Annotated in this window: 20 protein-coding genes; 15 read left to right on the top strand and 5 right to left on the bottom strand. The window is 46.6% G+C overall.

The features are described from left to right. Positions 1-6: 6 nt before the first annotated feature. A complete protein-coding gene (locus CSH92_RS13380; RefSeq protein ID WP_100658136.1) occupies positions 7-1,167 on the bottom strand; it encodes a tetratricopeptide repeat protein in 1,161 nt (386 codons plus the stop codon). 466 nt (positions 1,168-1,633) lie between these two features. Between CSH92_RS13380 and CSH92_RS13375 the strand changes: the two genes are divergently transcribed. The 5 genes from CSH92_RS13375 (at position 1,634) to CSH92_RS13355 (ending at position 7,225) form a co-directional block, all read left to right on the top strand. After that, entirely contained in the window at positions 1,634-3,655 is a 2,022-nt protein-coding gene (locus CSH92_RS13375; RefSeq protein ID WP_100658135.1) for a phytanoyl-CoA dioxygenase family protein, read from the top strand. 283 nt (positions 3,656-3,938) lie between these two features. Then, positions 3,939-4,451, top strand: coding sequence for a fasciclin domain-containing protein (locus CSH92_RS13370; protein WP_240612814.1), 513 nt, complete (start codon positions 3,939-3,941; stop codon positions 4,449-4,451). Between the two features lie 131 nt (positions 4,452-4,582). Beyond that, on the top strand, positions 4,583-5,350 hold the full coding sequence (locus CSH92_RS13365) for a ParA family protein (protein WP_100658134.1): 768 nt from the start codon (positions 4,583-4,585) through the stop codon (positions 5,348-5,350). 10 nt (positions 5,351-5,360) lie between these two features. Continuing rightward, positions 5,361-6,227 (top strand): DUF6671 family protein, encoded by an 867-nt coding sequence (locus tag CSH92_RS13360; RefSeq protein WP_100658133.1) that lies wholly within the window; start codon positions 5,361-5,363, stop codon positions 6,225-6,227. Positions 6,228-6,229: 2 nt separating this feature from the next. Continuing rightward, complete coding sequence (locus CSH92_RS13355) at positions 6,230-7,225, top strand: L-threonylcarbamoyladenylate synthase (protein WP_100658132.1); 996 nt, start codon at positions 6,230-6,232, stop codon at positions 7,223-7,225. A 12-nt stretch (positions 7,226-7,237) separates the two neighbouring features. Here CSH92_RS13355 and pepQ read toward each other — a convergent pair whose 3' ends face one another. Continuing rightward, positions 7,238-8,557 carry a Xaa-Pro dipeptidase gene (gene pepQ, locus CSH92_RS13350; RefSeq protein WP_100658131.1) on the bottom strand — a complete coding sequence of 440 codons (1,320 nt, stop codon included), beginning with the start codon at positions 8,555-8,557 and terminating at the stop codon, positions 7,238-7,240. 52 nt (positions 8,558-8,609) lie between these two features. Next, entirely contained in the window at positions 8,610-10,703 is a 2,094-nt protein-coding gene (locus CSH92_RS13345; RefSeq protein WP_100658130.1) for a lytic transglycosylase domain-containing protein, read from the bottom strand. A gap of 182 nt (positions 10,704-10,885) precedes the next feature. Between CSH92_RS13345 and fadB the strand changes: the two genes are divergently transcribed. The 5 genes from fadB to CSH92_RS13320 all read left to right on the top strand — a co-directional run bounded on the left by fadB (position 10,886) and on the right by CSH92_RS13320 (position 17,414). Next, a complete protein-coding gene (fadB, locus tag CSH92_RS13340; RefSeq protein ID WP_100658129.1) occupies positions 10,886-13,042 on the top strand; it encodes a fatty acid oxidation complex subunit alpha FadB in 2,157 nt (718 codons plus the stop codon). A gap of 21 nt (positions 13,043-13,063) precedes the next feature. Next, complete coding sequence (fadA, locus tag CSH92_RS13335; RefSeq protein WP_100658128.1) at positions 13,064-14,227, top strand: acetyl-CoA C-acyltransferase FadA; 1,164 nt, start codon at positions 13,064-13,066, stop codon at positions 14,225-14,227. A 257-nt stretch (positions 14,228-14,484) separates the two neighbouring features. Then, entirely contained in the window at positions 14,485-14,997 is a 513-nt protein-coding gene (locus tag CSH92_RS13330) for a DUF2846 domain-containing protein (protein ID WP_100658127.1), read from the top strand. A 50-nt stretch (positions 14,998-15,047) separates the two neighbouring features. Next, complete coding sequence (locus CSH92_RS17270; RefSeq protein WP_240612813.1) at positions 15,048-16,331, top strand: hypothetical protein; 1,284 nt, start codon at positions 15,048-15,050, stop codon at positions 16,329-16,331. A gap of 105 nt (positions 16,332-16,436) precedes the next feature. Continuing rightward, positions 16,437-17,414, top strand: a complete 978-nt coding sequence (locus CSH92_RS13320; protein WP_100658126.1) for a GGDEF domain-containing protein — start codon at positions 16,437-16,439, stop codon at positions 17,412-17,414. Positions 17,415-17,418: 4 nt separating this feature from the next. Here the strand turns inward: CSH92_RS13320 and alr are convergent, their stop codons facing one another. Continuing rightward, positions 17,419-18,486, bottom strand: a complete 1,068-nt coding sequence (gene alr / locus CSH92_RS13315) for an alanine racemase (RefSeq protein ID WP_100658125.1) — start codon at positions 18,484-18,486, stop codon at positions 17,419-17,421. A 113-nt stretch (positions 18,487-18,599) separates the two neighbouring features. Between alr and CSH92_RS13310 the strand changes: the two genes are divergently transcribed. Genes CSH92_RS13310 through CSH92_RS13300 form a run of 3 tightly spaced genes read left to right on the top strand, consistent with a single transcriptional unit; the run spans position 18,600 to position 22,375 of the window. Then, a complete protein-coding gene (locus CSH92_RS13310; protein ID WP_100658124.1) occupies positions 18,600-20,192 on the top strand; it encodes a sodium:solute symporter in 1,593 nt (530 codons plus the stop codon). Positions 20,193-20,196: 4 nt separating this feature from the next. Next, positions 20,197-21,138 (top strand): N-acetylmuramic acid 6-phosphate etherase, encoded by a 942-nt coding sequence (gene murQ / locus CSH92_RS13305; RefSeq protein ID WP_100658123.1) that lies wholly within the window; start codon positions 20,197-20,199, stop codon positions 21,136-21,138. Beyond that, positions 21,131-22,375: an exo-beta-N-acetylmuramidase NamZ family protein gene (locus tag CSH92_RS13300; RefSeq protein ID WP_240612812.1), complete on the top strand. Its 1,245-nt coding sequence runs from the start codon at positions 21,131-21,133 to the stop codon at positions 22,373-22,375. Before murQ ends, CSH92_RS13300 begins: the two co-directional genes overlap by 8 nt. Here the strand turns inward: CSH92_RS13300 and CSH92_RS13295 are convergent. Then, entirely contained in the window at positions 22,326-23,120 is a 795-nt protein-coding gene (locus CSH92_RS13295; RefSeq protein ID WP_164084747.1) for a MurR/RpiR family transcriptional regulator, read from the bottom strand. The two genes, CSH92_RS13300 and CSH92_RS13295, sit on opposite strands and share 50 nt — an antisense overlap. Positions 23,121-23,278: 158 nt before the next feature. On the opposite strand from CSH92_RS13295, the gene CSH92_RS13290 reads away from it, so the two are divergent. Further along, entirely contained in the window at positions 23,279-24,595 is a 1,317-nt protein-coding gene (locus tag CSH92_RS13290; RefSeq protein WP_100658120.1) for a M14 family zinc carboxypeptidase, read from the top strand. Between the two features lie 10 nt (positions 24,596-24,605). Next, a complete protein-coding gene (locus tag CSH92_RS13285) occupies positions 24,606-25,256 on the top strand; it encodes a GDSL-type esterase/lipase family protein (RefSeq protein ID WP_164084746.1) in 651 nt (216 codons plus the stop codon). The last annotated feature ends 46 nt before the right edge of the window (positions 25,257-25,302 follow it).

Below are 25,302 nucleotides of genomic sequence, written 5' to 3'. Positions count from 1 at the left end.
CTGGCTTTACATGTGTTGTAGTTTTGATAGCTTACCCTCATAGCGCGCCTCATCTTGAGGATTCGGGGCTCGCCGTTTGGCCATTGCGAGGTATTTTTCGGCGCGGCTGATATCGCCTAGTTCATAATAGGTTTTACTCAGACCAAACAAGATTTCATGCTTTTCTGTATCTAAACGATGCGCACGCACGAAAAATTGTAAAGCTTCATCAAGTTTACCTTCATCAAATGCCTGCTCTCCCAGAATAAAATGGTAGAAGGGATTATCCTGACGCTGGCGTTCAACGCGACTGAATATGCTTTCTGCGAGCTCAGTCTCACCGTTTTGGCTGTGTAAAAATGCCAAGTTTTCCCACGCGGTAAGATTGTCATCATCAGCTTCTATGGCCCGCTCGTAGCTACGTTTTGCTAGCTCCATATGCCCCGTGCGCCGATATAGAATACCTAAGTTAACCCAAGCGCCATCAAAGTTTGGATCCATCAAAATAGCCGCTCTAAAGTATGCATAGGCACGTGTGTATGCATCATCAATCAGCGCATCCGCGCCCTTGTTGTTATAAAACATGGCAAGCGCTTGCTGCTTGGTCACTTCGACAATTGGGAAGTGTCTGCGGCTATCCTGTGGGTCAAAATCAATCACCACGTCAGAACTCAACAATTGAATCACTTGCTGATCATGCTTGGGACGCACCAACACATTGACATGTCCATTGAGTAAAGAGAAGCCATCGCGACGAGTCCAATATTCGGGGATTTGAATATCCTGAAAACGCGCATCAAAACCAGCGTATTCGGCTAATGCATAGGTCATAATAGACATCGATAAGCAATTAGCAGCCCCGGTTCTAAACGTGTCTGATGCTGTAGTATTCGCGTCGTTACTGTACAGTAAGTTGAGATCGGAGCGGTCGAAAATACTGCTCACTAAGGCTTTAATTTTCTTGGTGGGATGGTCGTGTTGCCAGGTAACGCGATTAACAAAAGATTTCGCTTCTGGAGTTAGTTCAAAAACCTCTTCCTCGGTTTCAATATCAAATAAATGGTAACCGGTAAACGCATCGTCATTGAGCAACTGATGTGGGCTTGCAGTCAGCGTGACAGGGGTACTTTGGCAGGCGCACAACCCTAGCGCTGCTATGGCTAACAATAATCGTGGAACCTTTTGCATACACCACCCCACCGAATGTTAACAATATGTTAAGCATATACAGTCAGACAATATACGCCAAGTGAGTTCCCCGTAAAATAAGGTCGTTCGTCGAAAATAATAAACTGGGCAAAATTCGAGACTTTGCTCATGCATTAAATTCATTTAACCCAAATTAGCTGCTTTGCAGTGAATTCTAGCTTAGTCGAACGAATCTCCCACTTGCTGTAGATGCAAAGTTTACTCGTTGCTGAGTTACAGTAGGCACACTAGAAAAAAGGCGCAGCGGTGACAAAGCTACCTGAAGCATTCGGATTTGCTTGAAGCAAGCACGAACACTTGCTAAATTAATGTGCATTGATTTTTGGTCGATTTGGCCAGTCGTAGACAAATCAATCTGCAGCAAGAGAGCCTTTGTGCTCACTTAATCGTAGCTTACTGAATCGCTTATTAAGCTCCCTTCAATTCGTATAGTAAATTAGCAAACATGAAATATCTTTTTGGTATTGGCGTTGAAAAATGCGGTACAAGTTCTATGTTCAAGCTGCTGGATAACGATCCGCAGTTCAATACCACAACTAAGAAAGAGACATTTTTCTTCAGCAAAAATTACACCACAGAAAACGATGCATTTTTCGGTCTTTTTAAACAAGACCCGCGACAATTTAGTGGCTACAGCGTGGATATCACCCCGAGTTACTTCCGCAATCCCTCTGCGCTTAAACGAATCAAGGAGCTTAAAGGTGAGAAAAAAATACTTATTATGCTCAGAGATCCGATAAAGAGGGCTTACTCACATTACACCCATGATGTTGTGCATCATTTTTCTACCGGTCAAAAAAGCCAAAATTTCAGCGCTGATATCTCCGCCTCCTTTGAAGACGTGGTTTGGCAACGACAGAATTACTACTTACCCAAGTATGCAGAGCTCGTTGCCAACGCTTTTGAACTATTCGGTCGAGACAACGTGCATGTCATGAAACTCGAAGATTTAATGCAGCAGCAGGAACGTACCTTGGTAAATTTCTCCGAATTTCTAGGACTAGACAAAAATGCCTTAGCAAATGCATCGTTACCGCATGCAAATGAACGGAAAACTATCCCTCAAGTCGTGGCCCACTTTAAGCAATCTGATGGAAGTTACTGCATAGCGCAGCAAACATCCGATTATGAGGCAACTTTGTATAGCGACCTCTCTTTAGCACAAGTCCATCAGGCCTTGAATCAGCAGAATGAGTTCACCCTTTCACTACCTTCCGCAGAGATTGAAAAACTGCGTGGTTATTATCGCGGTGATATTATGCAATTAGCCAATTCCGAGGGCATACAATTTGATATCAATCGGTTAAATTATGTGTTGTCGGCCTCTATGTGCCAGCCAAATTATAGAGCGATAGACGAGCTAGTGCGAAATTTACCAACGCCACGCAATGAGGCGCGAGAGACAGAGAAGAGTATGGATTTAACGGTCAAGCAATTGAAAATTAAGACATCTAAACTGGTGGATTTCTTAAAAGCTCCAGATCGGCTCGGCAGGTTTCGCCGCCAACGAAAAAAAACAGCTAAAAGTCAGTCACTTAGAAACACTATTGATTATTCAAAAAATGGCCAATGGCCTAAATCTCCTGAGCTTCGCCCTTGGTTTGACCAAACTGATGCAAAAACGTATATCGCTGCCAAAGACCTACCAAAAGACGATAAAGAAATGCTCAACCAGTGGGTCGACAATGGTTTCGTAATCGCCAATGTTCTTGATAGCAAAACCTGTGATTTGCTTAAGAGTGAGATGGAAAATGGTATATGGCGTGGCCAAAAACGCTATCCAAACCTGAATATTATTGGTTTACGACGCGAGGATGAATCACAGCCTCAAAACCTCTCACAAGAGGAATTACTGTCCTTACCCGAAAGTGAAAGGCAGTGGATGCAATTGAATAATAATTGGCGCATTCATGGGATGAATGAGTTTTCTGAACAGTTTGAACAAGTGAGCGAAAATGAGACTATTTTACGCATTGGATCGTTGCTGTTCGACAAGCCAGCTGAATCAGGTTTTACCTTAAGTTTTGGAGTTGGTAGCCAACAAAAACTGCATCAAGATTATGCTCAATTTCATATTTACCCACGCAATTATTTGATCGGGTGTTGGATAGCATTGGAAGATATTCATCCGGACAGTGGCCCTCTCGAATTTTACCCGGGAACACACAAATTGGGCTATTGGAACAAACACGATAGCAATTATCCACAAACGAATTTGCGTACCTTATCCAAGGCTGAAAACGCTGAATATTTTGCCTGGTTAAGTGCTGAAGCAAGCAAAGTGTCAGAACGGCGAGAGCTCATCATCAAGAAAGGCCAGGCATTATTCTGGCATGCTTGTCTTGCGCACGGCGGAAGCCCACGCAAAGACATGGGGATAAGCCGGCATAGTTTAGTTCTGCACCTCATTCCTAAAGATATGAATGTTGATAAACGATTTATCATTAACGAAAAAGATAAAGTCTAAATTCACAACTAAGCCAGCAAGGAACGCTTTACTTTCAGCTGTTCCACGTTGGCCAATGCCGTCATTACATGGAAATAGAGAAATCATACATAGATGCGATTCCTTAGCATTAAGTTAGTCATTATTCTTAACTGCCAAATATTCATACTTCAGCATCAATCTGGTCGGTAAATCACAGATTACAAAACTTTCATCAACCAAAAAGAAAACGCAGCTGTATTGACGTTATGCAATGTGCACTGCATGACCTAATTCAATTAACGACATTATTTGAGGTGACATTATGAACATGCGTTTAAAATCTACGATTATTGCTGCTGCACTAATTGGTGTAGCCGGAGTTGCTGTTGCTGGCGGTAATTACACGAAAAGTAAACACAGCCAACCCGATATTGTTGACATTGCTGCTGGGAATGCCAACTTCACAACGTTAGTAGCAGCATTAAAAGCGGCTGATTTAACCGAGGCGCTAGAAGGAAAAGGACCATTCACCGTTTTCGCCCCCACTAACGATGCTTTCGCCAAATTACCAGCAGGGACTGTCGAGACGTTATTAAAACCGGAAAATAAGCACAAATTGATTGATATTCTGACTTATCACGTGGTTCCGGGAGAGATTTATGCCAAAGAAGTGGTAAACCTCTCTAAAGCCAATTCTTTGCAAGGCGACAGTATCGACATAGCCGTATCCATGGGCACAGTCACCGTTGATGGAGCCAAGGTTATCCAAACCGATATAAAAGGTAGCAATGGTGTGATCCACGTTATCGACAACGTGATTTTACCAAATTCATAACTTCAGAGCCCCGTCACATAGCAACGGCGGGGCTTTTTACCATTTATTTCGCACCTGTCGTGCTATAGCCATTCCCAAAACCAATGCTTTCTTTTATGCTGATCGTACCTGTTGGGTAGCGAAGACATAGTATGAAAAAACGAGTTGTGTTTAATCAAAAGGGTGGCGTTGGTAAGTCTACGATAAGTACCAATTTGGCTGCAGCGAGCGCCAAAAGGGGTTTAAAAACACTTTTGATCGATCTCGATGCGCAAGGCAATGCGACGCATTATGCCGGTATCGATGTTACCGAGGACACACATACGGTCGCCGACATGTTTAAGCAAACCGTGGGCTGGTTCAGTAAAGCGTTAACGGGAGAAGATTTTGTCCAGCCATCTGCGTTTGAAAATCTGTTCGTCATGCCCGCAGACAAAAGTTTAGCTAACATTGAGCGCGAGTTGGAATCACGCTATAAAATGTTCAAGTTACGCGATACTATCAAAGAGTTAGAAGGTCAATATGATCGCATCTATATTGATACTCCACCAAATTTCAACTTTTATTCTAAAGCTGCACTAATAGCTGCCGACTCGTTTTTAGTTCCTTTTGATTGTGACGATTTCTCAGCTCAGGCGATCCAGCGTTTGCTGGATAATGTCATGGAACTTAAAAGTGATCACAATCCAGACTTGGCCTGTGAAGGCATTATTATCAATCAGTTTAATGCCCAGGCAAACCTACCCAAGCAACTGGTTGCCGGTTTAGTTGAACAAGGATTACCAGTCCTCGAGTCCAAACTTAGCTCTTCCGTAAAGGTACGTGAATCACATAGCCAGCGCCGTCCATTGGCGTTCTTTGCCCCAAGTCACAAATTGAGCCTACAATTCGAGGAACTCCTCAACGAACTCGAGTCTTAACCGATCAATCGTGCGCACCAACGACCCAATGTACGGCCTTACCGCTGCCATTGCGACTCAGCACGGCAAAGCCGACTACATCGCTAAGCCACTGGCAGCAGCGCTGGGTTGGCAAGTGGTTAACTATACTGGCTTCAATACTGACACGTTGGGCACCTTTAGTGGCGAAGTAGCGCGCACGCAATCGCCCTATGAATGTGCCAAACACAAAGCATTGATGAGTTTACAGCACCACGATGCAGAGCTGGGTATTGGCAGTGAAGGAAGCTTTCAAAGTGACGGTTTTGGCTTATTTGCGCTCAATACGGAGATCCTCGTTTGCGTCAATCGAGACGGCAAAGTGATTGCTAGCGCTAGCGCACAACAGCCGATTATGTTGGAGAAACTGACGTTGGCTCTGCCACTCGATGTGAATTGGAAATCCCAGGTTAGTACCTTTATTGAAGAAGTTCCGCCTGGTCAGGCCGGCATGATCATCGCCAGAGACAGCAAAAAGTCAGCACTGGCTGCGCACAAAGGCTTGTTAAATGCAGCAGCAATAGAACTTGCCGTGCAACAACTCGGTACAACTGCTAAGGCGAGTTTGATAGAATTGCAGTATGATTTTAGGGCTATGCACTGCCCACAACGTCAAGTCACTCTGGAGCTAGCTGCGCAAGCGCTTGTCAAATACTTAACCAGTCACTGTCCACAGTGCGCAGCGCGTGGTTTCGTGGTCAAGCAACGCGTGGCAGGGCTACCTTGTCGACAGTGTGGAACTCCCAGTAGACAGCCCAAAGCCCATGTTATGACCTGCCAGGATTGTGGATTTAGCCAAACCCAAGCAGTCGAAGCGCCGGACACAGATCCGGTCAATTGTAATTATTGTAATCCATAAAGATGACCGACAATACAACTCAATTTTTGCGATCCGATGAGCCAGGTATCGCGCAAGCCGCTGCTATCTTAGTGCAGGGAGGTACGGTTGCCGTACCCACGGAAACTGTTTACGGTCTTGCAGCAGATGCAACCAACCCGGCAGCAGTAGCAAAAATATTTAGTGCTAAGCAACGCCCCAACAATCACCCATTGATCGTACATATTCACAGTCTTGAACAACTCGATTCCATTTGTCGCGATATTCCAAGCGTAGCACGCCAAATAGCGGAACATTTTTGGCCTGGCCCCCTCACGTTGATCCTTAAAAAAAGCCCGCTTATTGGAGCTGCAGTTACCGGTGAACTGGACACTATCGGGGTGCGCATGCCGGCACATCCCGTGTTCCGTGAAATTCTAAAACGCGGTGAATTAATCGTCGCAGCCCCCTCTGCTAATCCGCACAAGCAGCTCAGTCCGACGTCTGCACAGCAAGTATTTAATGAATTAAACAGCAAAATCGACGCGGTGATTGACGGTGGAGCCTGTGAAGTTGGACTGGAATCGACGATCCTCGATATCAGTAATTATCCCACGCAACCCTTACGTATTTTACGTGCTGGACCGATTACGGCACAGCAGTTATCCGAAAGTTTACAACTGCCTGTGCAAAGCTATCGCAGCCATCAATTGCAAGTTCCTGGAAACATTAAGCAACATTACCAACCTAAAGGCAGACTTCAGGTTAAAACGACACAAGAATTAGCAGACGCTCTAACTCAATGGCCAGAGCATACCGCTTGCGTTCATTACAGCACCGAGTTAACTCGCGAGATTGGGAATAAAAAAATCGACGGGTTTGTGCAACTCAGTGCTGAGAAAGCTAGTTATGCCCGAAACTTATACCAATCGCTTTATCAGCTCGATAACCAAGGTTTTGCTCACATTTGGGTGGAACAACCACCAAGCGACGAAGCTTGGGATGATGTCAATGATCGCCTAACTCGCGCTCAAGCTTAACCCGAAAGTCACTTAAACCAAGCCGCAATCACGCGACATATTTTCTATCGATTTCGGGTGCACGATAACATTGTCTTCGATACGAATACCACCAAACGGTTTGAACTCCGCGACTCGATCCCAGTTAATGTACTGGCTGTTATCAGAACTACGTAAATCATCCAATAGACTGTCGATAAAATATAAACCAGGCTCAATGGTAAACACTTGGCGCGCCTCAACGGTGCGAGTGCAGCGCAAGAAGGGATGATCATCTGGCGCTGGTTTGGGGGTGCCGCGCTCATCGGCAATCAACCCGCCTACATCATGAACCTGTAATCCTAAAAAGTGCCCAATACCATGTGGGAAAAAAGTACGACTAATCCCTTTATCAACAATTTGTTGGGCGGAGAGATTAACAATATGCGCGTCACTCAATATTTCCGCTATACCGTCATGAGCTTTGCGATGAATATCCGCATAATCAATACCTGGCTGCAATTCTGTTGCGAGTAACTTAGTCAAGTTGTCCACTCGAGAGATTAAGTCATTAAATTCATGCGGCTGATTACAGTACGTTCGTGTAATGTCAGCGGCATAGCCATTAAATGAAGCACCTGCATCTATCAAAAAACTGCGGTGTTGCTGTGGAGGCTGAGACTCCAAGGCCATGTAATGTAAAATCGAAGCATTCTCATTGAGAGCGACAATATTGCAATACGGCACTTGATTCTCGCCCTGACGAGCTGCATTCAAATAAGCTAAATTGATGTCAAACTCGCTTTTGCCCTGCATAAACGCCTGTTCTGCGGCGCGGTGTGCAGCTACCGCGGTTTTGTTGGCCAAGCGCATACATGACAGTTCATAGTCAGTTTTATAGGCGCGATGATAATGCAGATAATGCATAACGCGATCAGGGTTTACTTGATGAAAACCGAGCGCCTGCGCCACCTCAATGAATTCGCCGACGTAGGCGTACTTATCTTTGTCGTAAGGTAAGTGCTTTTCCACTGCATTGGCTTGCTTCAATAGCACAATATCAAAGTGCTGGGTCCAGAACGCTGCCGGCTCTGGCGGAACCTTATGCCAGAAATCCACCGGACGATAGAAAATCAATTTAGGTTTACTGACCCCATCAACCACTAACCAACAATTCGGATTGTCGACCACTGGAAGCCAAGCTTTAAATTGCGGGTTAACATGAAATGGATAATGATTGTCATCGAGGAACATCACCTTGCTCTGCCCCGAATGAATGACCAGGCCATCCAGCGCTTCGTTCTCCAATGCCTCGCGGGTCCGCGCCTGTAAAATTTCAATGTGCTTGGCGTAGTCTTCAGCTAGTGCTTGCATATATTCCTTACTCGATTTCAGTATGACCACCCGCTGTCGGCGGGGGCTTAGATTATTGCTTGGGGCTCATTTGCATGTGCTGCAACTGCTCAAACACATCGGTTTCCAGCCCCAACTGCCGTTGGTATATGTATTTATAGGCTAACACGGCTTTGACATAATTTCGTGTTTCTCGATAGGGGATCGACTCGATCCATATGTCTGCATCCTGCGCCTCTTGCTTTGGCAGCCAGTTTAACACGCGCTGCCAACCTGCGTTATACGAGGCGGTGGCTAAGACTGGATTGTTATCCACCTTTTGCATCAAGTACTGTAAATAGCGCAGACCCAAAGAGATGTTCCTCTCAGGCTCTAGCAATGCAGAATAATTAACCGGTTGCTTGGCTAAATAGTTTGCTGTGGTCGGCATTATTTGCATTAATCCGCGCGCTCCAACCTGCGAGACTGCATCCACCATGAAAGAGCTTTCGCGTCGAGTGATGGCAAGTGCCCAAGCTGGGTCGACTTGATATTCTGTCGCCAAGGGCTGCAATGGCGACTCACTCGGCACAGGAAAGCGGCGTACTACATCATCCATGTAATTTAATTCGGTAAATAACTGGATAGCTTGGTCAAACCAGCCCCAATGATGAGCGAGTAATGCTGCTTGAATTTTAATTTCCGGTGACATGGCTTGTAACGCAAAGCGCCACTCACGGCGGGCTTCAGCAAAGCGCTCACTGCGTTTTAATTCAAAGGCGCGATTGATTGCCGGGTCGCTAAGCAAAAGTGTTTGAATTTGTGCATCCCAAATTGGCTCACGATGATTAAACTGCGCTGGCCGATCTAACTGAGCGCTGGCCAGGAATCCATAATAGTGGCGTTCTTGCGCAGCATTATTAAATCGTTCTGTAGCCTTTTCTTCCACTTGCAGTTGCTGCCAACTGCGCCCCATCCAGTATTCATAAGAAATATCCTGCGCTGCTAACTCGCTGGCTTGCTCGATTATAGCCAGTGTTTGCTGCCATTGCTGCTGGCGAATGCTAGTAGCTACCTGCCAACGCAAGATTTCTTCATTAACATTAAATTCCTGCGCTTTTTGTAACCAACTAAGTGCGTCTGGGTGTTGATCAACCGCTAACGATAGGGCGATAGCACTGACAATGTCCTCTCGCTGCTGTTCGCTCAGTTGCAAACCATCCGCAAAGGTTTGGTATGCAGTAATGACCTTTTGCGGTTGTGACCACGCCAATTTTTTCATTGCATACGTAAATGCCTCGCCTTCTTGCAGCAAGTACTGCATAGGTAAACGCTTGGCATTAGTGAGACGAGCTGGATTACGCTGAGCATCCCGCCATAACTGGGCGAGATACTTATGTTGTGGTTTCAAACTGCGCGCCAGAAAACTAGCGAGTCGATAATTGCCTTCCTGAGTGGCCAACTTAACCCGTTTGAGCGTGCGTTCGGAGGTTTGCAATCCGGCCTTTTTCCAGCGCGCGAACAATGGATCACACGCACTGGGTTGTGAGTAAGGAACCATCCATAGTTTCGCGACGCTCGAATCGAGCACCTCTGCATCGACGTCCTCGGGTAGTGTTTGACGCAGATAATAGCAATCTAGTTCTGCACTCAACCCAGCATGATAGTCATGCACAAACGCTTGGTTAGCATTCTGGTCCTGTAACAACTGCAACCATCGCTTACGTACATTTCTTGCCACAGGTTGGCCATCGTAACGTGTAAGGAACTCGCCAATTTGAGCTTCAGATTGGCGCGATAAACTGGCAAGCAGCCAGTACTTCCATGCATAAGGATATAAGGTGTAACCCTCAAGCGCATGTAACCGCGCCTGCATGTCTGTGGCGTCAATGTTGCGTTGGGTGCGGATAATGGTCACAAACTCGTCGAATTGCTCGCGAAAGCGCTCTGTGTCGGCGGTACTAAAAGGGTCTACCGCAGCAACCAACGGGCTTTGTGGGAACGAAACGATCGGGTTGTCAGCCGCCAAGACAAGACTATGCCAAGCTATAGATACAAAAAATAGTCGATATAACCCAGCCAACTTGAGACTTTTAACACGGCTAATACGCAGCATCGACGCAACTAAAAGTAACCTTTGCATAAACATAGAGTAGCAAGATTTGGCGTGCGTTTCAGCGAACTTCATCGCAATTTACTGACTTTGCACCTTGAAAAAATAGCAAGGCTACCTATCTCTAGACTTTCAAACACGTGTTTTATTTTTTCGTTGTGTTTCGCACCGATTTTAACGAGAATCTCGACCCCCTACGCATAAAGTGGTGTGAGTCATCTATACTTATGCTCCACCGCGATGAGGAGATATACAATATGATTTACTCAGGTAGCTGTTTAACAGTTGCAACCATCGACTCGGCCAATGACATCGCCGAGCTCGTATTCGATGCCTCGGGCTCGGTCAACAAGTTTGATCGTCAAACCGTTGAGGAGCTAGACCAAGCCACACAAGCCATCAAAGCACAGACTGGTCTCAAAGCACTGATCGTGCGCAGCGCTAAGCCTGCGTTTATTGTCGGTGCCGACATCACCGAATTCACGGGCTTGTTCGCCCAACCCGATGATGAAGTACTCGCTTGGGTAGCAAAAACTTCGCAAGTGTTTGATCGCTTTGAAGATCTTCCTTTGCCCACGGTATGCGCAGTGAATGGTTTTGCCCTTGGTGGTGGTTGTGAAATGGCGCTCGCCTGTGACTTACGTGTGGCTGATACAACTGCACAAATCGGTCTACCTGAAGTGAAACTTGGCCTAATGCCTGGCTTTGGTGGCACGGTGCGATTACCTCGCGTCATTGGGTCAGACAATGCGCTTGAATGGATGACCACAGGACGCGACCGGAAAGCGGCTAAAGCATTGGCTGAAGGCGCTGTGGATGCTGTGGTTGCACCAGAAGCATTGCGCGATGCCGCAATTTCGATGGCACAAGATGCAGCTGCTGGCAATATTAATTGGCAAGCCCGACGGACGCAGAAAAAGTCTCCTTTACAGTTAAATAAAAACGAAGCCATGATGAGCTTTTCAACGGCTGCGGCCATGGTAGCTGCGCAAGCGGGTAAGCACTACCCAGCTCCACACATGATGGTTGAGACTGTAAAAAATGCAGCAATGCTGGATCGTGATGGTGCGTTGAAGCTAGAGAACGAAGGCTTTGTTAAATTAGCCAAAACTGATGCAGCAAAAGCGCAAATTGGCATTTTCATGGCTGACCAACTGGTTAAGAGCAAAGGTAAGAAGCAAGCCAAACAAGCCACAAAGCAAGTTAAGCAAAATGCCGTTTTGGGTGCCGGTATTATGGGCGGTGGAATTGCCTACCAAGGTGCGGTTAAAGGTATTCCCACAGTGATGAAAGATATCAATCAAGCAGCACTTGATTTAGGTATGAAAGAAGCATCCGGCATTTTGTTGAAAGGCATGCAGCGCGGCAAAGTTGATGGCGCCAAGATGGCCACAACGCTTGCCAACATCACGCCAACGTTAGAGTACAGTGCAATCAAAGATTCTGACCTAATTGTTGAAGCCGTAGTAGAAAACCCGAAAATTAAAGGTATTGTACTGGGAGAGACTGAAAGCGCAGTCGCAGATGATGCCATTATCTGCTCGAACACCTCGACTATCTCCATTAACCAATTAGCCAAGAGCCTAAAGAAACCTGAACGTTTCTGTGGCATGCATTTCTTTAATCCAGTGCATAAGATGCCTCTGGTTGAAATCATTCGTGGTGAGGATACTTCAGACGACACCATTGCCGCGGTTGTTGCAACGACCTTACGAATGGGTAAAACCCCTATAGTGGTTAACGATTGCCCCGGATTTTTAGTCAATCGCGTATTGTTCCCCTATTTTGCTGGTTTTAGTCGCTTAGTCTTGGATGGCGCAGATTTTACTGCCGTCGATAAAGTTATGGAGAAGCAATTTGGTTGGCCGATGGGCCCTGCCTATTTGCTTGATGTCGTTGGTATGGACACGGCTGATCACGCCGCAGGTGTAATGTCTGAAGGCATCCCTGAGCGTATGCAAAAGATAGACAATGATCCTGTGACCGTGATGTTCAAGAACGAACGTTTAGGTCAGAAAAACGGCAAAGGTTTCTACGATTATGGCGTTGATAAACGCGGTAGACCGCAGAAAACTCCGGCGCAAACAGCCTATGAACTGTTGCAACCGCACGTCGCTGAGCGTGCCGACTTTAGTGCCGAAGAAATCATCGCGCGGACCATGATCCCAATGGCTAACGAAGCCATTCGTTGTTTAGAAGAAGGTATTGTTGGTAGCGCAGCAGAAGCCGACATGGCGTTACTCTATGGGCTTGGTTTCCCTCCGTTCCGAGGCGGAATTTTCCGTTACATCGAAACCATGGGATTACAGGCGTTTGTTGATTTAGCTGACAAGTATGCTGACTTAGGCCCTATTTATCAGGTCTCTGATGGTGTTCGCGAGATGGCTCGCACCGGCAAATCATACTTCGCATAATTCAGGCCTAAGGAGAATCTTATGAAAGACGTAGTAGTTATTGATTGTATACGCACCCCGATGGGTCGCTCCAAGGGCGGTGTTTTTCGCAATGTTCGCGCAGAAACCTTGTCTGCGCATTTGATGAGCAAGTTGCTGGAGCGCAATCCCAACGTAAATCCAGCTGAAATCGAAGATATTATCTGGGGATGTGTACAGCAAACCAAAGAGCAGGGCTTTAATATTGCCCGTAACGCACAGCTTCTTACTGATATCCCGCGCAGTACTGGCGCCGTAACGGTAAACCGTTTGTGTGGCTCGTCTATGCAGGCATTGCATGATGCAACCAAAGGAATTATGACCGGTAACGGTGATATCTTTATGATTGGTGGCGTAGAACACATGGGGCATGTACCAATGACCTTCAATCTGGACTTCCATCCAGGGCTGGCAAAGTACACGGCTAAGGCCTCAGGTAATATGGGGATGACCGCAGAATTACTCGGTCGCCAAAACGGTATTACCCGCGAAATGCAAGATGCGTTCGGTGCGCGCTCACACCAACGTGCACACAAGGCTCACCTTGAAGGTCGCTGGGCAAATGAAATTGTGGGCATTGAAGGGCATGATGAGAATGGTGTGCTCAAGTTAATTGACCGTGACGAAGTTATCCGCCCGGATAGCACAGTGGAAACCATGGCGAGCTTGCGTCCAGTATTTGATCCCGTTAACGGTACCGTAACTGCTGGCACCTCATCAGCGATTTCTGATGGAGCTGCAGCCATGTTACTGATGTCTGCGGACAAGGCCAAAGAGCTCGGTCTTACACCGCGCGCGAAGATCCGCGCTATGGGCGTGGCGGGCTGTGATGCAGCAATCATGGGCTTTGGTCCAGTACCTGCAACACAAAAAGCGCTCAAGCGTGCAGGTTTAACTATGGCTGACATCGAAATTGCCGAATTCAACGAAGCCTTTGCTGCACAAGCGTTATCGTGCATCAAACAACTAGGTTGGCTGGACAATTACGATGAGAAAGTTAACTTAAATGGCGGCGCCATCGCCCTTGGCCACCCACTGGGTTGTTCAGGAGCGCGTATTTCTACCACATTGCTTAACCTGATGGAGTCTGAAGACAAAACATTAGGCTTGGCTACCATGTGTATTGGCTTAGGTCAGGGGATTGCCACGATCTTTGAGCGCGTCTAAACCCAAGCGCTGATGAAACTTCAAGAGGCCCCTAGCCGCAAGGTAAGGGGCCTTTTTTATTGCTTTGATGGCGGAAGTCAAGATTCATTGATCCCATGCCATCTGCGGTTGAATGGGTTTTGAATTTTGAGTTTTGAGTTTTGAGTTTTGAGTTTTGAGTTTTGAGTTTTGAGTTTTGAGTTTTGAGTTTTGAGTTTTGAGTTTTGAGTTTTGAAGGCTATATTTAAATCTCAGGATCTACATTACAAGGAAAACTCATGTTGCATAAAACAGTTCGTATAATCGCTATTTCACTTTCATTGCCGCTATTCGTGCTCATGGGATGCACTAGTTCTCAGCCATTTATTCCCGTGGCTCAATATACATCAGATACTGCATTGTTCGTTTACAGCCCGCTGCAAGTCAGGAATGGGCATGAAATACCCGTAGTGCATATCAATGGTGAAGAGGTAACGCGCTTAACCAATGGCGCTTTAGCTGTGGTCAACCTTAAACCGGGACTTCACGAAATAACCTTGTACAAAATGGAGACTCCATTCACTGTGAAAAGCCAAGCGTTTTATGCTGCAACCTTCACTATTGAACAAGGTGAAAGGCTTTATTTCCGGTGGCAAGAAGATAAAACCTACGATGTATCCCTAACTGCCGATAGTTTTGCTGGACCTATGGATTATCGCTTCGTACCCGCGCAGATCGCTAGTACTGAACTGAGTGAAGCTAAAATTAAAACGGTTACTGTACTTCCGGTTCGAGCACCACTTGAATCATAAACATTGATTGGTCCCGAGTTTTCTCGGGACTTGCTATTACAGATACCCAGATGCCGTATAGAGCCCTAACTTTTATCACGCTTGTATATCTCAGTGCGATTGGGATGACTTGGGGACAAGCGTCACTTACCGACTCTGAAGCATTTTATCAAAACAGTATGAACGTACCGCCACTGATCGCGGCAAATACCAATATTAATGTAAATAGTTGTAACCCGCGTGAACCAGCAAACTCGCACGCGTACTTGAGCAGCGCAGAGGTAAACTACAATCAACCGAGTTGGACTCAACGCGTAGCCGCCAACCGAGAATGGTTTTCTAACACTAACAACTTAGGCCGACTGCTAGTCATCGACTACGCGACGAAGGATGAAAGTACACTTGCGTTTCGGTATCTATCCAATGGCCGTGAGCATGAACTCTATGAGCCGTGGAGCTCGTCTAAAATATTTGCTTATACGGGTGCAGTTGCAAAATTGCGCGAACAGGGGATTGGCGCAACAGGCTCCATAGGAAATGTCAGCATCGCTGACCTTATTACCAGCATTAATAGCTATGAGCCAACCGGTAATGCACCTGGAGATTCCAACGCAATTGCTACGTTTTTCGCTAATATTGCCGGACGTAATTTTTTAACCGAACTTTTTCATGAGCGCTGGCTGCTGCTGGAAAACCCAGCAATCCAGTTTCGTGGCGCCTACGGTTCTCACGCATTCATCCCGCCCAAGGAACAATGGCGTTACGGAAATAATGCAGTCTCATTGGCACCCTATCTGAACGCCACCGAAGACCCTGGTTATCAAACCTATCGCTGTGAAGATTGTGGATTAACTGGCAATAAAGCTATGAGCGCCTTGGCGCAAGCAGAATGGCTCAAACGCTTGGCGACTCATGCACGGGTAAGCACTACACGCCATCCTCGGCTTGAGCAGGAAGACATTAATATTCTGTTTTATGGTGCTGATGGCCTAGGTGGCATGATGGCTGGAATTAGCCGCATGATGGCAGATGCCATCGCCCAAGCCATTGAACCAATAAACACAGGTGAGAGTAAAAACGTATTGGATAGTGCAACTCAAGGTCAATGGCGCATTTTTCAAAAAATTGGCTGGGGGCCAAGTGAAACTCGCAGGGCCGGCGAAGTTGTGATGCTAGCGCACGTTTGTTTGCCTTATTATCAAGGCGGGAGAGAATTTACCCTTGCTGCTCAGACTGCGCAGAGCGGTAACGGCGAATTATTTGTTGGTTATGCTGGGATAAAAATGCAGCACCTGTTGAATCGCAGTATGCGCAAATTACTCGCAATGGATGAAGTCTTAGAAAAGACGCATTAGCCATCATCGAACGTTGGACTCGGTCAAACAGTGCGTCAAATATTGGTTGTGTTTTTTGTTTAACCAGCGTTAGTATGAATTCAGGCTCTCGGCGTTAGGATAGCTATGCAGAGGAAAAGTAGGACATTAGAAGAATCTATCATTCTTACCATCAGTGGTGCTATTTCACTGAGTCTCTTACCTTTTGTCATTATTCGTTTTTTACAGAATGACATTCCTGTTGCCATCCTAAATAGCACTGCCGTTTCGATCACCGCAGCCATTTTTCTCCAAGTATACATTACCCATACGGTCTATTACGCCCGCTGGGGTCTTGCACTTTTAAGTGTGTTCGTAATGTTAGTCACAATCGGTCTAAGAGGACCGGATCAGATTGTCTGGGCATATCCGGCAATCACTACTGTGTTTTTCTTGTTAACACCTCGGGTAGCTGTAGTTATCGGTTCGCTGTTTATCTCTGCCGTGATCCTGATAATCTGGCCACAGATCGATGCTTTTTTTGCACTTAAATTTGCCGTTTCTGCTGGTGCAACATTGCTATTCTGCTTCGCGTTTGCCAGTCGTACACGACGACACCAAGAATTTCTCCAACACATGGCAACTTCAGATCCACTAACCGAAGTGGGTAATCGACGAGCGATGGAAGAAATGTTGATAAAAACGATTGAGCGCTTGCGGCGTTACCCAGAACAAACCTGTTCGTTAATAATGATGGACATCGATCACTTTAAACAAATCAATGATCAATTTGGACATAGTGTTGGCGATGAAGTGCTGAAGCAGTTTGTGCACGTGGTAGGAGAGCGCATTCGCAAGACTGACGCACTGTTTCGTTTTGGTGGTGAAGAGTTTGTGGTTATTGTTGAAAATACGGCGCTCAATGAGGCAAAGTTACTGGCGCAAGAGTTGGTTGATGCTGTTCGAACAACCAGCTGGCCTGAAGCCACCTTAACTGTCACTATGTCATGTGGAACCGCTGAATTTACCGGCCGAGAAACTGCGTACGAGTGGATTGCCAGGGCAGACTCCGCAATGTATCGAGCCAAAGCGATGGGCCGCAATCAAAGCCAATTTGCAGACTAGCGAGTTAACCCACGTATTCTCTTGGTACCCGCTCAGAGACCCGCGTCAATAATTCATAATCAATCGTTCCAGCACGAGCTGCAACCTCTGCGACGCTAACATTGCGACCCCACAGTTCGACTTGATCACCGACAGCTACCTGGGCGTGATCGGTGACATCAAACGTCAACATGTCCATTGACACTCTGCCGACCAGTGGGATGTGCTGCCCCTTACACCATGCGGGTGTACCACTCGGCGCATGGCGTGGATAGCCGTCTGCGTAGCCAATGGCCACCGTAGCAATTGTTGATGGTCGCTCGGCCTGCCACGACGCACCATAGCCAACACATTCTCCAGCGTCGATGTTACGCAAAGCGATAATTGGAGCACTGAGTGTCATTACTGGTTGCAAACCAATATCCAGCGGAAGTTGACTCGACTGCCCACCGTAAAGAGCTATGCCTGCACGATTCCAGGCTCCATGACTACTCGCCCATTGAACAATGCCTGCGGAATTCGCCATGCTGCTAGGAAAAGCATATTGTTTAAGTATCGCGTTGAGGCGCTGTATTTGATCTTTTGTGTGCTGGTTCTCTGGTTCATCGGCGCACGCGAGATGACTGAAGATGACCGTTTCTTGATTAAATAAATGGTTAAACTGTTCAAAAACGTTGGCCAGTTCGTCAGGCATAAACCCTAAGCGATGCATACCCGTATCAACTTTTAGCCAGAGTCTAGCGGCTATGTTGGTGTTCTCACTTAACCACTGCAATTGCGCGGTGCGGTGTGCAACTAGAATAATATCATTGGCCAGTGCCCAGCGCGTCTCACTCTCATTATATGCCCCCTCCAACACCACAATCTCTTGCTTGCTTCCCTGTTCGCGCAAACACTTTGCTTCATCCACAAAAGCCACAGCGACACAGCTTGCATCGTGTTCAAGCGCCCGCGCGACCTCAATAGCACCATGCCCGTACGCATTGGCCTTAATCACTGCCAAGGTATTGCCGTTGACATTATGTTGTTGCAACAATTTGAAGTTATTCACTAACGCATTTAAATCGATGATTGCGGTGGTTTTGCGGGTCAAAGGTCTCTTCCGTCGAGTAGCTTAATAGGAATAATATTCCAACATATACTTTACCAAAAGAATAAAGTATTCTTTTTTGATGGGTAACGCTTTCAGACGCTAAACATACCGCAATGCTTGATCAATATTCCAGTCTTGATGTCGTTGTTTTTGTTAGTTATGCGCTACTACTGTTAATTACTGGATATTGGTTTAATCGCAAAGCTAAAAGTGGAGCTGACTTTTTTCTCGCAAATAACTCCATGCCAGTATGGGCGGTTGCTATATCGGTATTGGCAACATCGCAATCTGCAGCAACCTTTCTAGGTGGACCGGATCAGGGATATCGCGGCGATTTAAGTTACCTTGCCAGTAATATCGGAGCCTTAATTGCAGCGTTCTTTGTTAGTCTGATTTTGATCCCACGTTTCTATCAAGCGCGCGTCATGACCGTATATGAATTATTGCATGACCGTTTTGGCGCAAGCGCCAAGCAACAAGCAGGATGCATATATCTTTTTGGTCGGCTACTCGCCAGTGGAGCCCGCCTTTACATGGCCGCTATAGCAGTCGCCATGATCCTATTTGGAGATATAGCCCCAAGCAGTGTGCTCAGTGCCACCGTAATCATCTGTGTTGGCGGTCTTGCTTACACAGTCTATGGTGGTGTTCGCACTGTGATCTACAGTGACGTTATTCAATGCTTCGTGTATGTCAGCGCTGCTATAGCCGTCATTATATGGCTACTCATCTCAATACCTGCAGATTACTCGACGATTATCGCGGCCCTACAAGCCCCAATTGATGGCAGCGCTTCAAAACTCACTTTGTTTGACTGGCGGCTGGATTTTTCTGCTGGCGGCGTATTCACCATGGCCTCAATATTGACTGGATTTGTGCTGCTGAATATTGCAGCTTTTGGCTTGGATCAAGACATGACTCAACGCGTGCTTACCTGCAAATCTGCGCAAGATGGAGCTGCAGCAATGATAAGTTCAATAGTCCTAGTGATCCCAGTCATGCTGCTATTCATTACTATCGGACTGTTATTGTACATTTTCTATCAACGCCCAGACTTAATGATGATGGCCCAGACTGATGCGACAACGCCCAGATTCGCCGGCGAGACAGTTACAATCTTTATGTATTACGTGCTCACCCAAATGCCAGCGGGGTTAAAAGCATGGGTTACCATAGGGATAATTGCTGCGGCGCTATCAACGCTAAACTCGGGCTTAAACTCCATGGCTTCGGTAATCGTCAATGATTTACTAAAGCCCTTCTATGCTAAGCAGAGCAAAGTGTTATCGAGTAATCAAGAAGTCCGCTCTGGGCAATGGGCTATGGGTGGCGTCGCTATATTACTCGCGACCGTAGCGGGTATTTGCTTTTATTGGCAACAGTATACTGACACTCCGTTACTACAATTTGCACTGAGTGTTATGGTGTTTTCTTATAGTGGCCTATTGGGCGTTTACTTCACCGCAATTTTCACCCAGCGTGGCTCAAAATTAAGTGTCCTACTTGCTCTTATCAGCGGTTTTATTGTGCCTTTAGCCCTGCAGCCCTACATACTTAATCAGTGGCTCTCCAGCGAAGAAACCGTCACGCTAGGTTTTACCTGGCAACTCTTGCTTGGTACGTTAACCTCCAGTATCGTCTGTCTATGTGGAGCTAAGCAGCCACCCACAGCGAGTCAAAACCGCGCACAACCAAGAGCCAGTTAACTTAATGCAGCATCATAAATCCTCCACAACAGCGCAATTGCTCAGTCAACTCAGTACAATTGTGTCTGAAGGGCGCAACCCTGACACGATGGACATTGATCTTCTCAACACAGTTGACATACTCAAACGCATCAATCAGGAAGATCAAAAAGTCGCGCTTGCAGTGCGTGACTGTATCAGCGAAATAGCGCTTGCAGTCGACACCATCGTCGCCCACTTGCAGCAGGGCGGTCGGTTGTTTTACCTCGGGGCGGGCACCAGTGGTCGCCTTGGCATACTGGATGCAGTCGAATGCAGGCCAACATTTAGCGTTCCCGATACACTGGTGCAAGGGATCATTGCTGGTGGAGAACAGGCTATCCAGCACGCGGTGGAAGGTGCAGAAGATGATGCTCAAGCTGCCATTCATGATTTACAGCGTGTCAAGCTTACTCACGCTGATGTATTGGTTGGTTTAGCGGCGAGTGGCCGTACTCCTTATGTGGTCAGTGCGCTGCAATTTGCTAATGATATTGGGGCGCCAACGATTTCGATCACCTGCAATCCTAGCTCACCGGTTCTTGAGACCGCCAAGATAGGGATCTGCGCCGTAGTGGGCCCTGAGTGTTTAACTGGCTCGACGCGGATGAAATCCGGTACGGCACAGAAGTTAATCTTAAATATGCTCAGTACCGCCAGTATGATAAGGCTGGGTAAGACATATCAAAATTTGATGGTGGATGTGAATGCCACAAATGAAAAATTACGTGCACGTGCAATCCGTATCGTCATGCAAGCCACCGGTTGTGAAGCTGAAGCAGCAGAGTACGCGCTTGATCGCGCTGGCAATCGTGCCAAGCTCGCAATCTTAATGCTACTTACCAATACTGAAGTCCAAGAAGCTGAAGAGCTATTAAGCCAGCATGATGGCTTTTTGCGCAAAGCGGTGGATACGCAAGGTGGTTAACATTTTTCGCTGTTTTAGCGTTTTACTCGTATTGCTGCATAGCAACGTCTACGCAATCATTGTTGGTGCTGAACGGCCAACAATGTACCTACCAAAGTTATCCAATAAACAGGTTGGACTGGTGGTAAACCCTTCGTCACGAGCATTTGACCAACACCTTGTCGATTACTTAGTGAACCAAGGAATTACGGTATCGGCAATATTCTCACCTGAGCATGGTTTTCGTGGTGATAAGGGTGCAGGGGAAAAGGTTGCTGACGACAAGGACAGTGTTAGCGGAGCACCGATTTATTCGTTGTATGGCAAAACACGCAAACCTACCGCGCAGATGCTACAGAACGTTGATATCCTAGTTTTCGATATCCAAGACGTGGGGGTTCGCTTTTACACTTACATCAGTACCCTGCACTATGTTCTCGAGGCTGCGAGCGAAGAGAACATTCCAGTCATCGTACTGGATCGACCCAATCCAAATATTCGCTTTATTGATGGACCAATACTGGAGCCTGATTTTCAGTCTTTTGTTGGCATGCATCCAATCCCAATATTGCATGGCATGACGGTTGGAGAGCTGGCACAGATGATCAAGGGTGAGGATTGGTTAGATAACTCTAAGCCGATTAATTTAGATGTTGTTCCGGTGGCAAATTACACGCGTAGCATGCCCTACTCGCTGCCAGTTGCTCCCAGCCCTAACTTACCCAATGATCAAGCAATTCAGTTGTATCCTAGTCTGTGCTTGTTTGAGCCCTCTATCATGAGTATTGGCAGAGGAACCCCTTTCCCCTTTCAGGTTATCGGCCATGATCAGGTGCACTTAGGGCAATTTGCTTTCACTCCCATCAGCATGCCAAGCAGTGCTCCGACACCCAAACTTCAGGATACCCTGTTAATGGGGCTCGACTTGCGAACCAGTGAACAAAAGGGTCTGGATCTAGAATTACTGATTGAGAGCCTGCGCCGAAGCCAAGCATTGAATATCGAGTTTTTCACTTCTCCGAGCTTTTTTGACAAGCTGGCGGGAAGCGATAAACTGCGCTTAGCTTTACTACGCGGCGAATCTGAAGCTACCATTCGAGCCGGTTGGCAAGCGGGCTTATCCGAGTTTAAGCAACTCCGTCATTCTTATTTGCTGTATTCCGAAACATCACCAAATAACCAGGCGCACTCACCCACAACAGAAACAGTTAACTCTGATGGACCACCTGAGTTAAAGCCATACAGAGCATATCGATAACCATTTCTTGTGACGTTCTAGCCATGGTTGATGACAAACACAATGCGTGCTCTTCCGCGACAGAGTAAAGCTGAACATGCGCCAGACGCGAAATTGGTGTGCTGCCATACTTAGTCATCGCAATGATCCTAGCTCCGTTATTGTGCGCTTTACTCACCGCACTTAATACATCTCGCGAAGTACCAGAATGACTTATGGCGATAACCACATCAGACTCACCAAGCGCTGCCGCAATGCCTAACTGAGCACGACCGTCATGTTCGGCCATCGCATGGATACCTAACTGATGCAGCCGGTATGAAAAGTCCTTACCCACAAGCGCCGAACCTCCAACCCCGCTGATCAGAATTCGTCGCGCACCTTTTATCAGCTCCACTGCGCGTTCAAACACCACAATTTCATTTAACTGGCGGGTTTCATGTAGGACGGCAATCTTACTATTCACCAACTTATCAGCCATTTCCTGATAACTATCAGCTTGTGTAATCTGGCCCTTTAGGAGAGGGTTTGGAGTATCTGTATTGAGCGCTTCAAGCACGGCAAATTTGAGCGCAGGGTAACCACGATAACCCAACTTTTGTGCAAACTTTACTACGCTGGATTGACTGACACCCGCGGCTCTCGCCAACACTTGCGAATTCATATCTTTTACAGCATCTGGCGAATCTAGTACGAACGAGGCTAGCTTTAGCTCGCTTGTAGAGAGACTTTCGAGGACAGCTTTGATCTTTACAAAGACAGACATAGCCATGCTAAACAATGAAACTTCAATTCAGTATAGAGATTCCATCAAGAATGTGAATTTTTTATTCGAATGTTTAGTGATAATCAGAATATTTGTCTGCGGAGTGATAAAATCTTCGCTATAGTAGCCACAATAATTGTCTGCATGGAGTGATTACGATGTTGACTCAAGATGCCTTAGTGCCAGTGTGGGCAGAACTCGATCGACAGCACCTAACGCTCGACGATATTGCTCCCATACTCCAACAGGTAAGCACTCTACCCCACGTCACCGCGGCAATCATTGGACATAGCTACGAGGGGCGTCCGATCCATCAGTTGAAAATAGGACATGGCGCGCTAAAAATCCTCGCTTGGACCCAAATGCATGGCGATGAACCAACCGCCTCAGCAGCAATCCTGGATTTATTGCAACATTTGGTATCTGGCCGAGTCATGCCGATTGAAGAGTTTCTGACCCAATTTACGCTGCTTGTTATACCCATGCTAAACCCGGATGGTGCGGCGCGCCGAATCCGTATCAACGCCCAAGGTATCGACATTAATCGTGATGCCCTAAAGCTTACTAGTCCTGAAGGTCGCTTGTTGATGAGCGTTGCCAAGCAATTTAAGCCAGATGTTGCATTTAACTTGCATGACCAGAACCCGTACTACAGTGCAGGACGTTCACGTAAACCCTCCACCATTGCATTTTTGGCACCCGCCTACGATGAAGCAAAATCAATTAATCCGGTACGTGCCAGAGCTATGCAACTGATAGCTGCAATACATGCTGAGCTGAAAACAACAATCCCAAATCAAATAGCGCGCTACGATGACACGCATTCTGTGCGTTCTTTCGGCGATACGTTAGCTGGTTTAGGTGCCAGTACAATCTTAATTGAATCGGGCGCGCAATATAATGATCCCAATCGTCAGACTGCCAGACATATGAATATTGTCGCGATTTGCCACGCTATACGCATATTGTTTAATGGTCAGTGGCAAAACCATTCTCAAGCTGATTACTTTGCAATTCCAGAAAATCTTGAAGAGGGCTTTGCTGATATTCTGATCCGGGACATCACCCTAAACTCAACAGGCCAGCATCAACCCTACATTGCAGATGTTACCTTTAGAGTAAGTGAGAAAACCGCACTTCCACTGCTAGATGCCATTGGTGATCTGAGCCATCACGCGGCCTTTCAGGAAATCAACGGTAAGAACATAGCTCTGCAATCCGGGAATGGTTTTGCGTTACAAAATCCGCTTAAATTAACCCGCGAGAAATACCGCGAGTTACTGCTTGCTGGCTACAGTTATTTTGTTGGTGAACATCACTGGATTGATAATACCAGTCAATGGCCAATGCTATGCAAAGCGAGCGCAGAGCATGCTCTCCAACCGGGTTGTGACGGCTATGTATTGCTCGTTGAGAATGGCAAAGTCCGCGCGGCAATACTTGGGAACTGCTATATATCGAACCTTAGAGAATGAGCCGGTATTGATGAGCCTATCTATTGCAAGCGTGCCTACCAGTAACCTTGATAAACCCGGTTGGTATGAGCGACACCAACAAAAATTAGCGGAAATCCAAATGCGTGCGTCGAGTATTCGTTGGGTATTTCTTGGTGATTCTATTTTTCAGAATTGGGAAGAGTTGGCGACCGATTCATGGCAGCGGCTTCAAAGCGGCTTAGGGGCTTTGAATTTGGGTTTTTCTGGTGACCGCACGGAACATGTGTTGTGGCGAATCGAACATGGACAACTCGATGGTTATGCCGCGGAAGGAATTCTCCTTTTAATTGGAACTAACAACAGTGGGCATCGTAAAGACCCTGCACATGTAACGGCCGCTGCCATCCAAACCATTGTCCAGCAACTCAAGGCGAAACAACCAAACGCGCGCATTGTTTTGCATGCATTACTACCACGCGGCAAACGACCAACCAATCCATTCCGCGCTGTAAATAACGCAGTCAATGATCACATCAAAAATCGAGCAGTAACGTTGAACGCTACATGGTTTGAAGCGTCGCAGCTATTCATTGATGAGCAAGGTTTAATGAAAGATCAGGTAATGGATGATTATTTACATCCGAATGTTGAGACATACACTGTATGGGAAAAAACATTGTTATCTTGGCTACAAGGCTGATTTATACACGCAAGAAACTTGCTACTCAATCGATAAAGGTGTTGTT

Origin of the sequence: Neoalteromonas flava, assembly GCF_002807685.1 — a bacterium.
Taxonomy (GTDB): domain Bacteria; phylum Pseudomonadota; class Gammaproteobacteria; order Enterobacterales; family Alteromonadaceae; genus Alteromonas_E; species Alteromonas_E flava.
This window is presented reverse-complemented; position numbering and strand designations above follow the sequence as displayed.

Excerpts from the sequence above, each read along its gene's own strand:
- CSH92_RS13380 (WP_100658136.1), bottom strand. The coding sequence starts at position 1,167 with ATGCAAAAGGTTCCACGATTATTGTTAGCCATAGCAGCGCTAGGGTTG.
- CSH92_RS13375 (WP_100658135.1), top strand. The coding sequence starts at position 1,634 with ATGAAATATCTTTTTGGTATTGGCGTTGAAAAATGCGGTACAAGTTCT.
- CSH92_RS13370 (WP_240612814.1), top strand. The coding sequence starts at position 3,939 with ATGAACATGCGTTTAAAATCTACGATTATTGCTGCTGCACTAATTGGT.
- CSH92_RS13365 (WP_100658134.1), top strand. The coding sequence starts at position 4,583 with ATGAAAAAACGAGTTGTGTTTAATCAAAAGGGTGGCGTTGGTAAGTCT.
- CSH92_RS13355 (WP_100658132.1), top strand. The coding sequence starts at position 6,230 with ATGACCGACAATACAACTCAATTTTTGCGATCCGATGAGCCAGGTATC.
- pepQ (WP_100658131.1), bottom strand. The coding sequence starts at position 8,557 with ATGCAAGCACTAGCTGAAGACTACGCCAAGCACATTGAAATTTTACAG.
- CSH92_RS13345 (WP_100658130.1), bottom strand. The coding sequence starts at position 10,703 with ATGAAGTTCGCTGAAACGCACGCCAAATCTTGCTACTCTATGTTTATG.
- fadB (WP_100658129.1), top strand. The coding sequence starts at position 10,886 with ATGATTTACTCAGGTAGCTGTTTAACAGTTGCAACCATCGACTCGGCC.
- fadA (WP_100658128.1), top strand. The coding sequence starts at position 13,064 with ATGAAAGACGTAGTAGTTATTGATTGTATACGCACCCCGATGGGTCGC.
- CSH92_RS13330 (WP_100658127.1), top strand. The coding sequence starts at position 14,485 with ATGTTGCATAAAACAGTTCGTATAATCGCTATTTCACTTTCATTGCCG.
- CSH92_RS17270 (WP_240612813.1), top strand. The coding sequence starts at position 15,048 with ATGCCGTATAGAGCCCTAACTTTTATCACGCTTGTATATCTCAGTGCG.
- CSH92_RS13320 (WP_100658126.1), top strand. The coding sequence starts at position 16,437 with ATGCAGAGGAAAAGTAGGACATTAGAAGAATCTATCATTCTTACCATC.
- CSH92_RS13310 (WP_100658124.1), top strand. The coding sequence starts at position 18,600 with ATGCTTGATCAATATTCCAGTCTTGATGTCGTTGTTTTTGTTAGTTAT.
- murQ (WP_100658123.1), top strand. The coding sequence starts at position 20,197 with ATGCAGCATCATAAATCCTCCACAACAGCGCAATTGCTCAGTCAACTC.
- CSH92_RS13295 (WP_164084747.1), bottom strand. The coding sequence starts at position 23,120 with ATGTCTGTCTTTGTAAAGATCAAAGCTGTCCTCGAAAGTCTCTCTACA.
- CSH92_RS13290 (WP_100658120.1), top strand. The coding sequence starts at position 23,279 with ATGTTGACTCAAGATGCCTTAGTGCCAGTGTGGGCAGAACTCGATCGA.
- CSH92_RS13285 (WP_164084746.1), top strand. The coding sequence starts at position 24,606 with ATGAGCCTATCTATTGCAAGCGTGCCTACCAGTAACCTTGATAAACCC.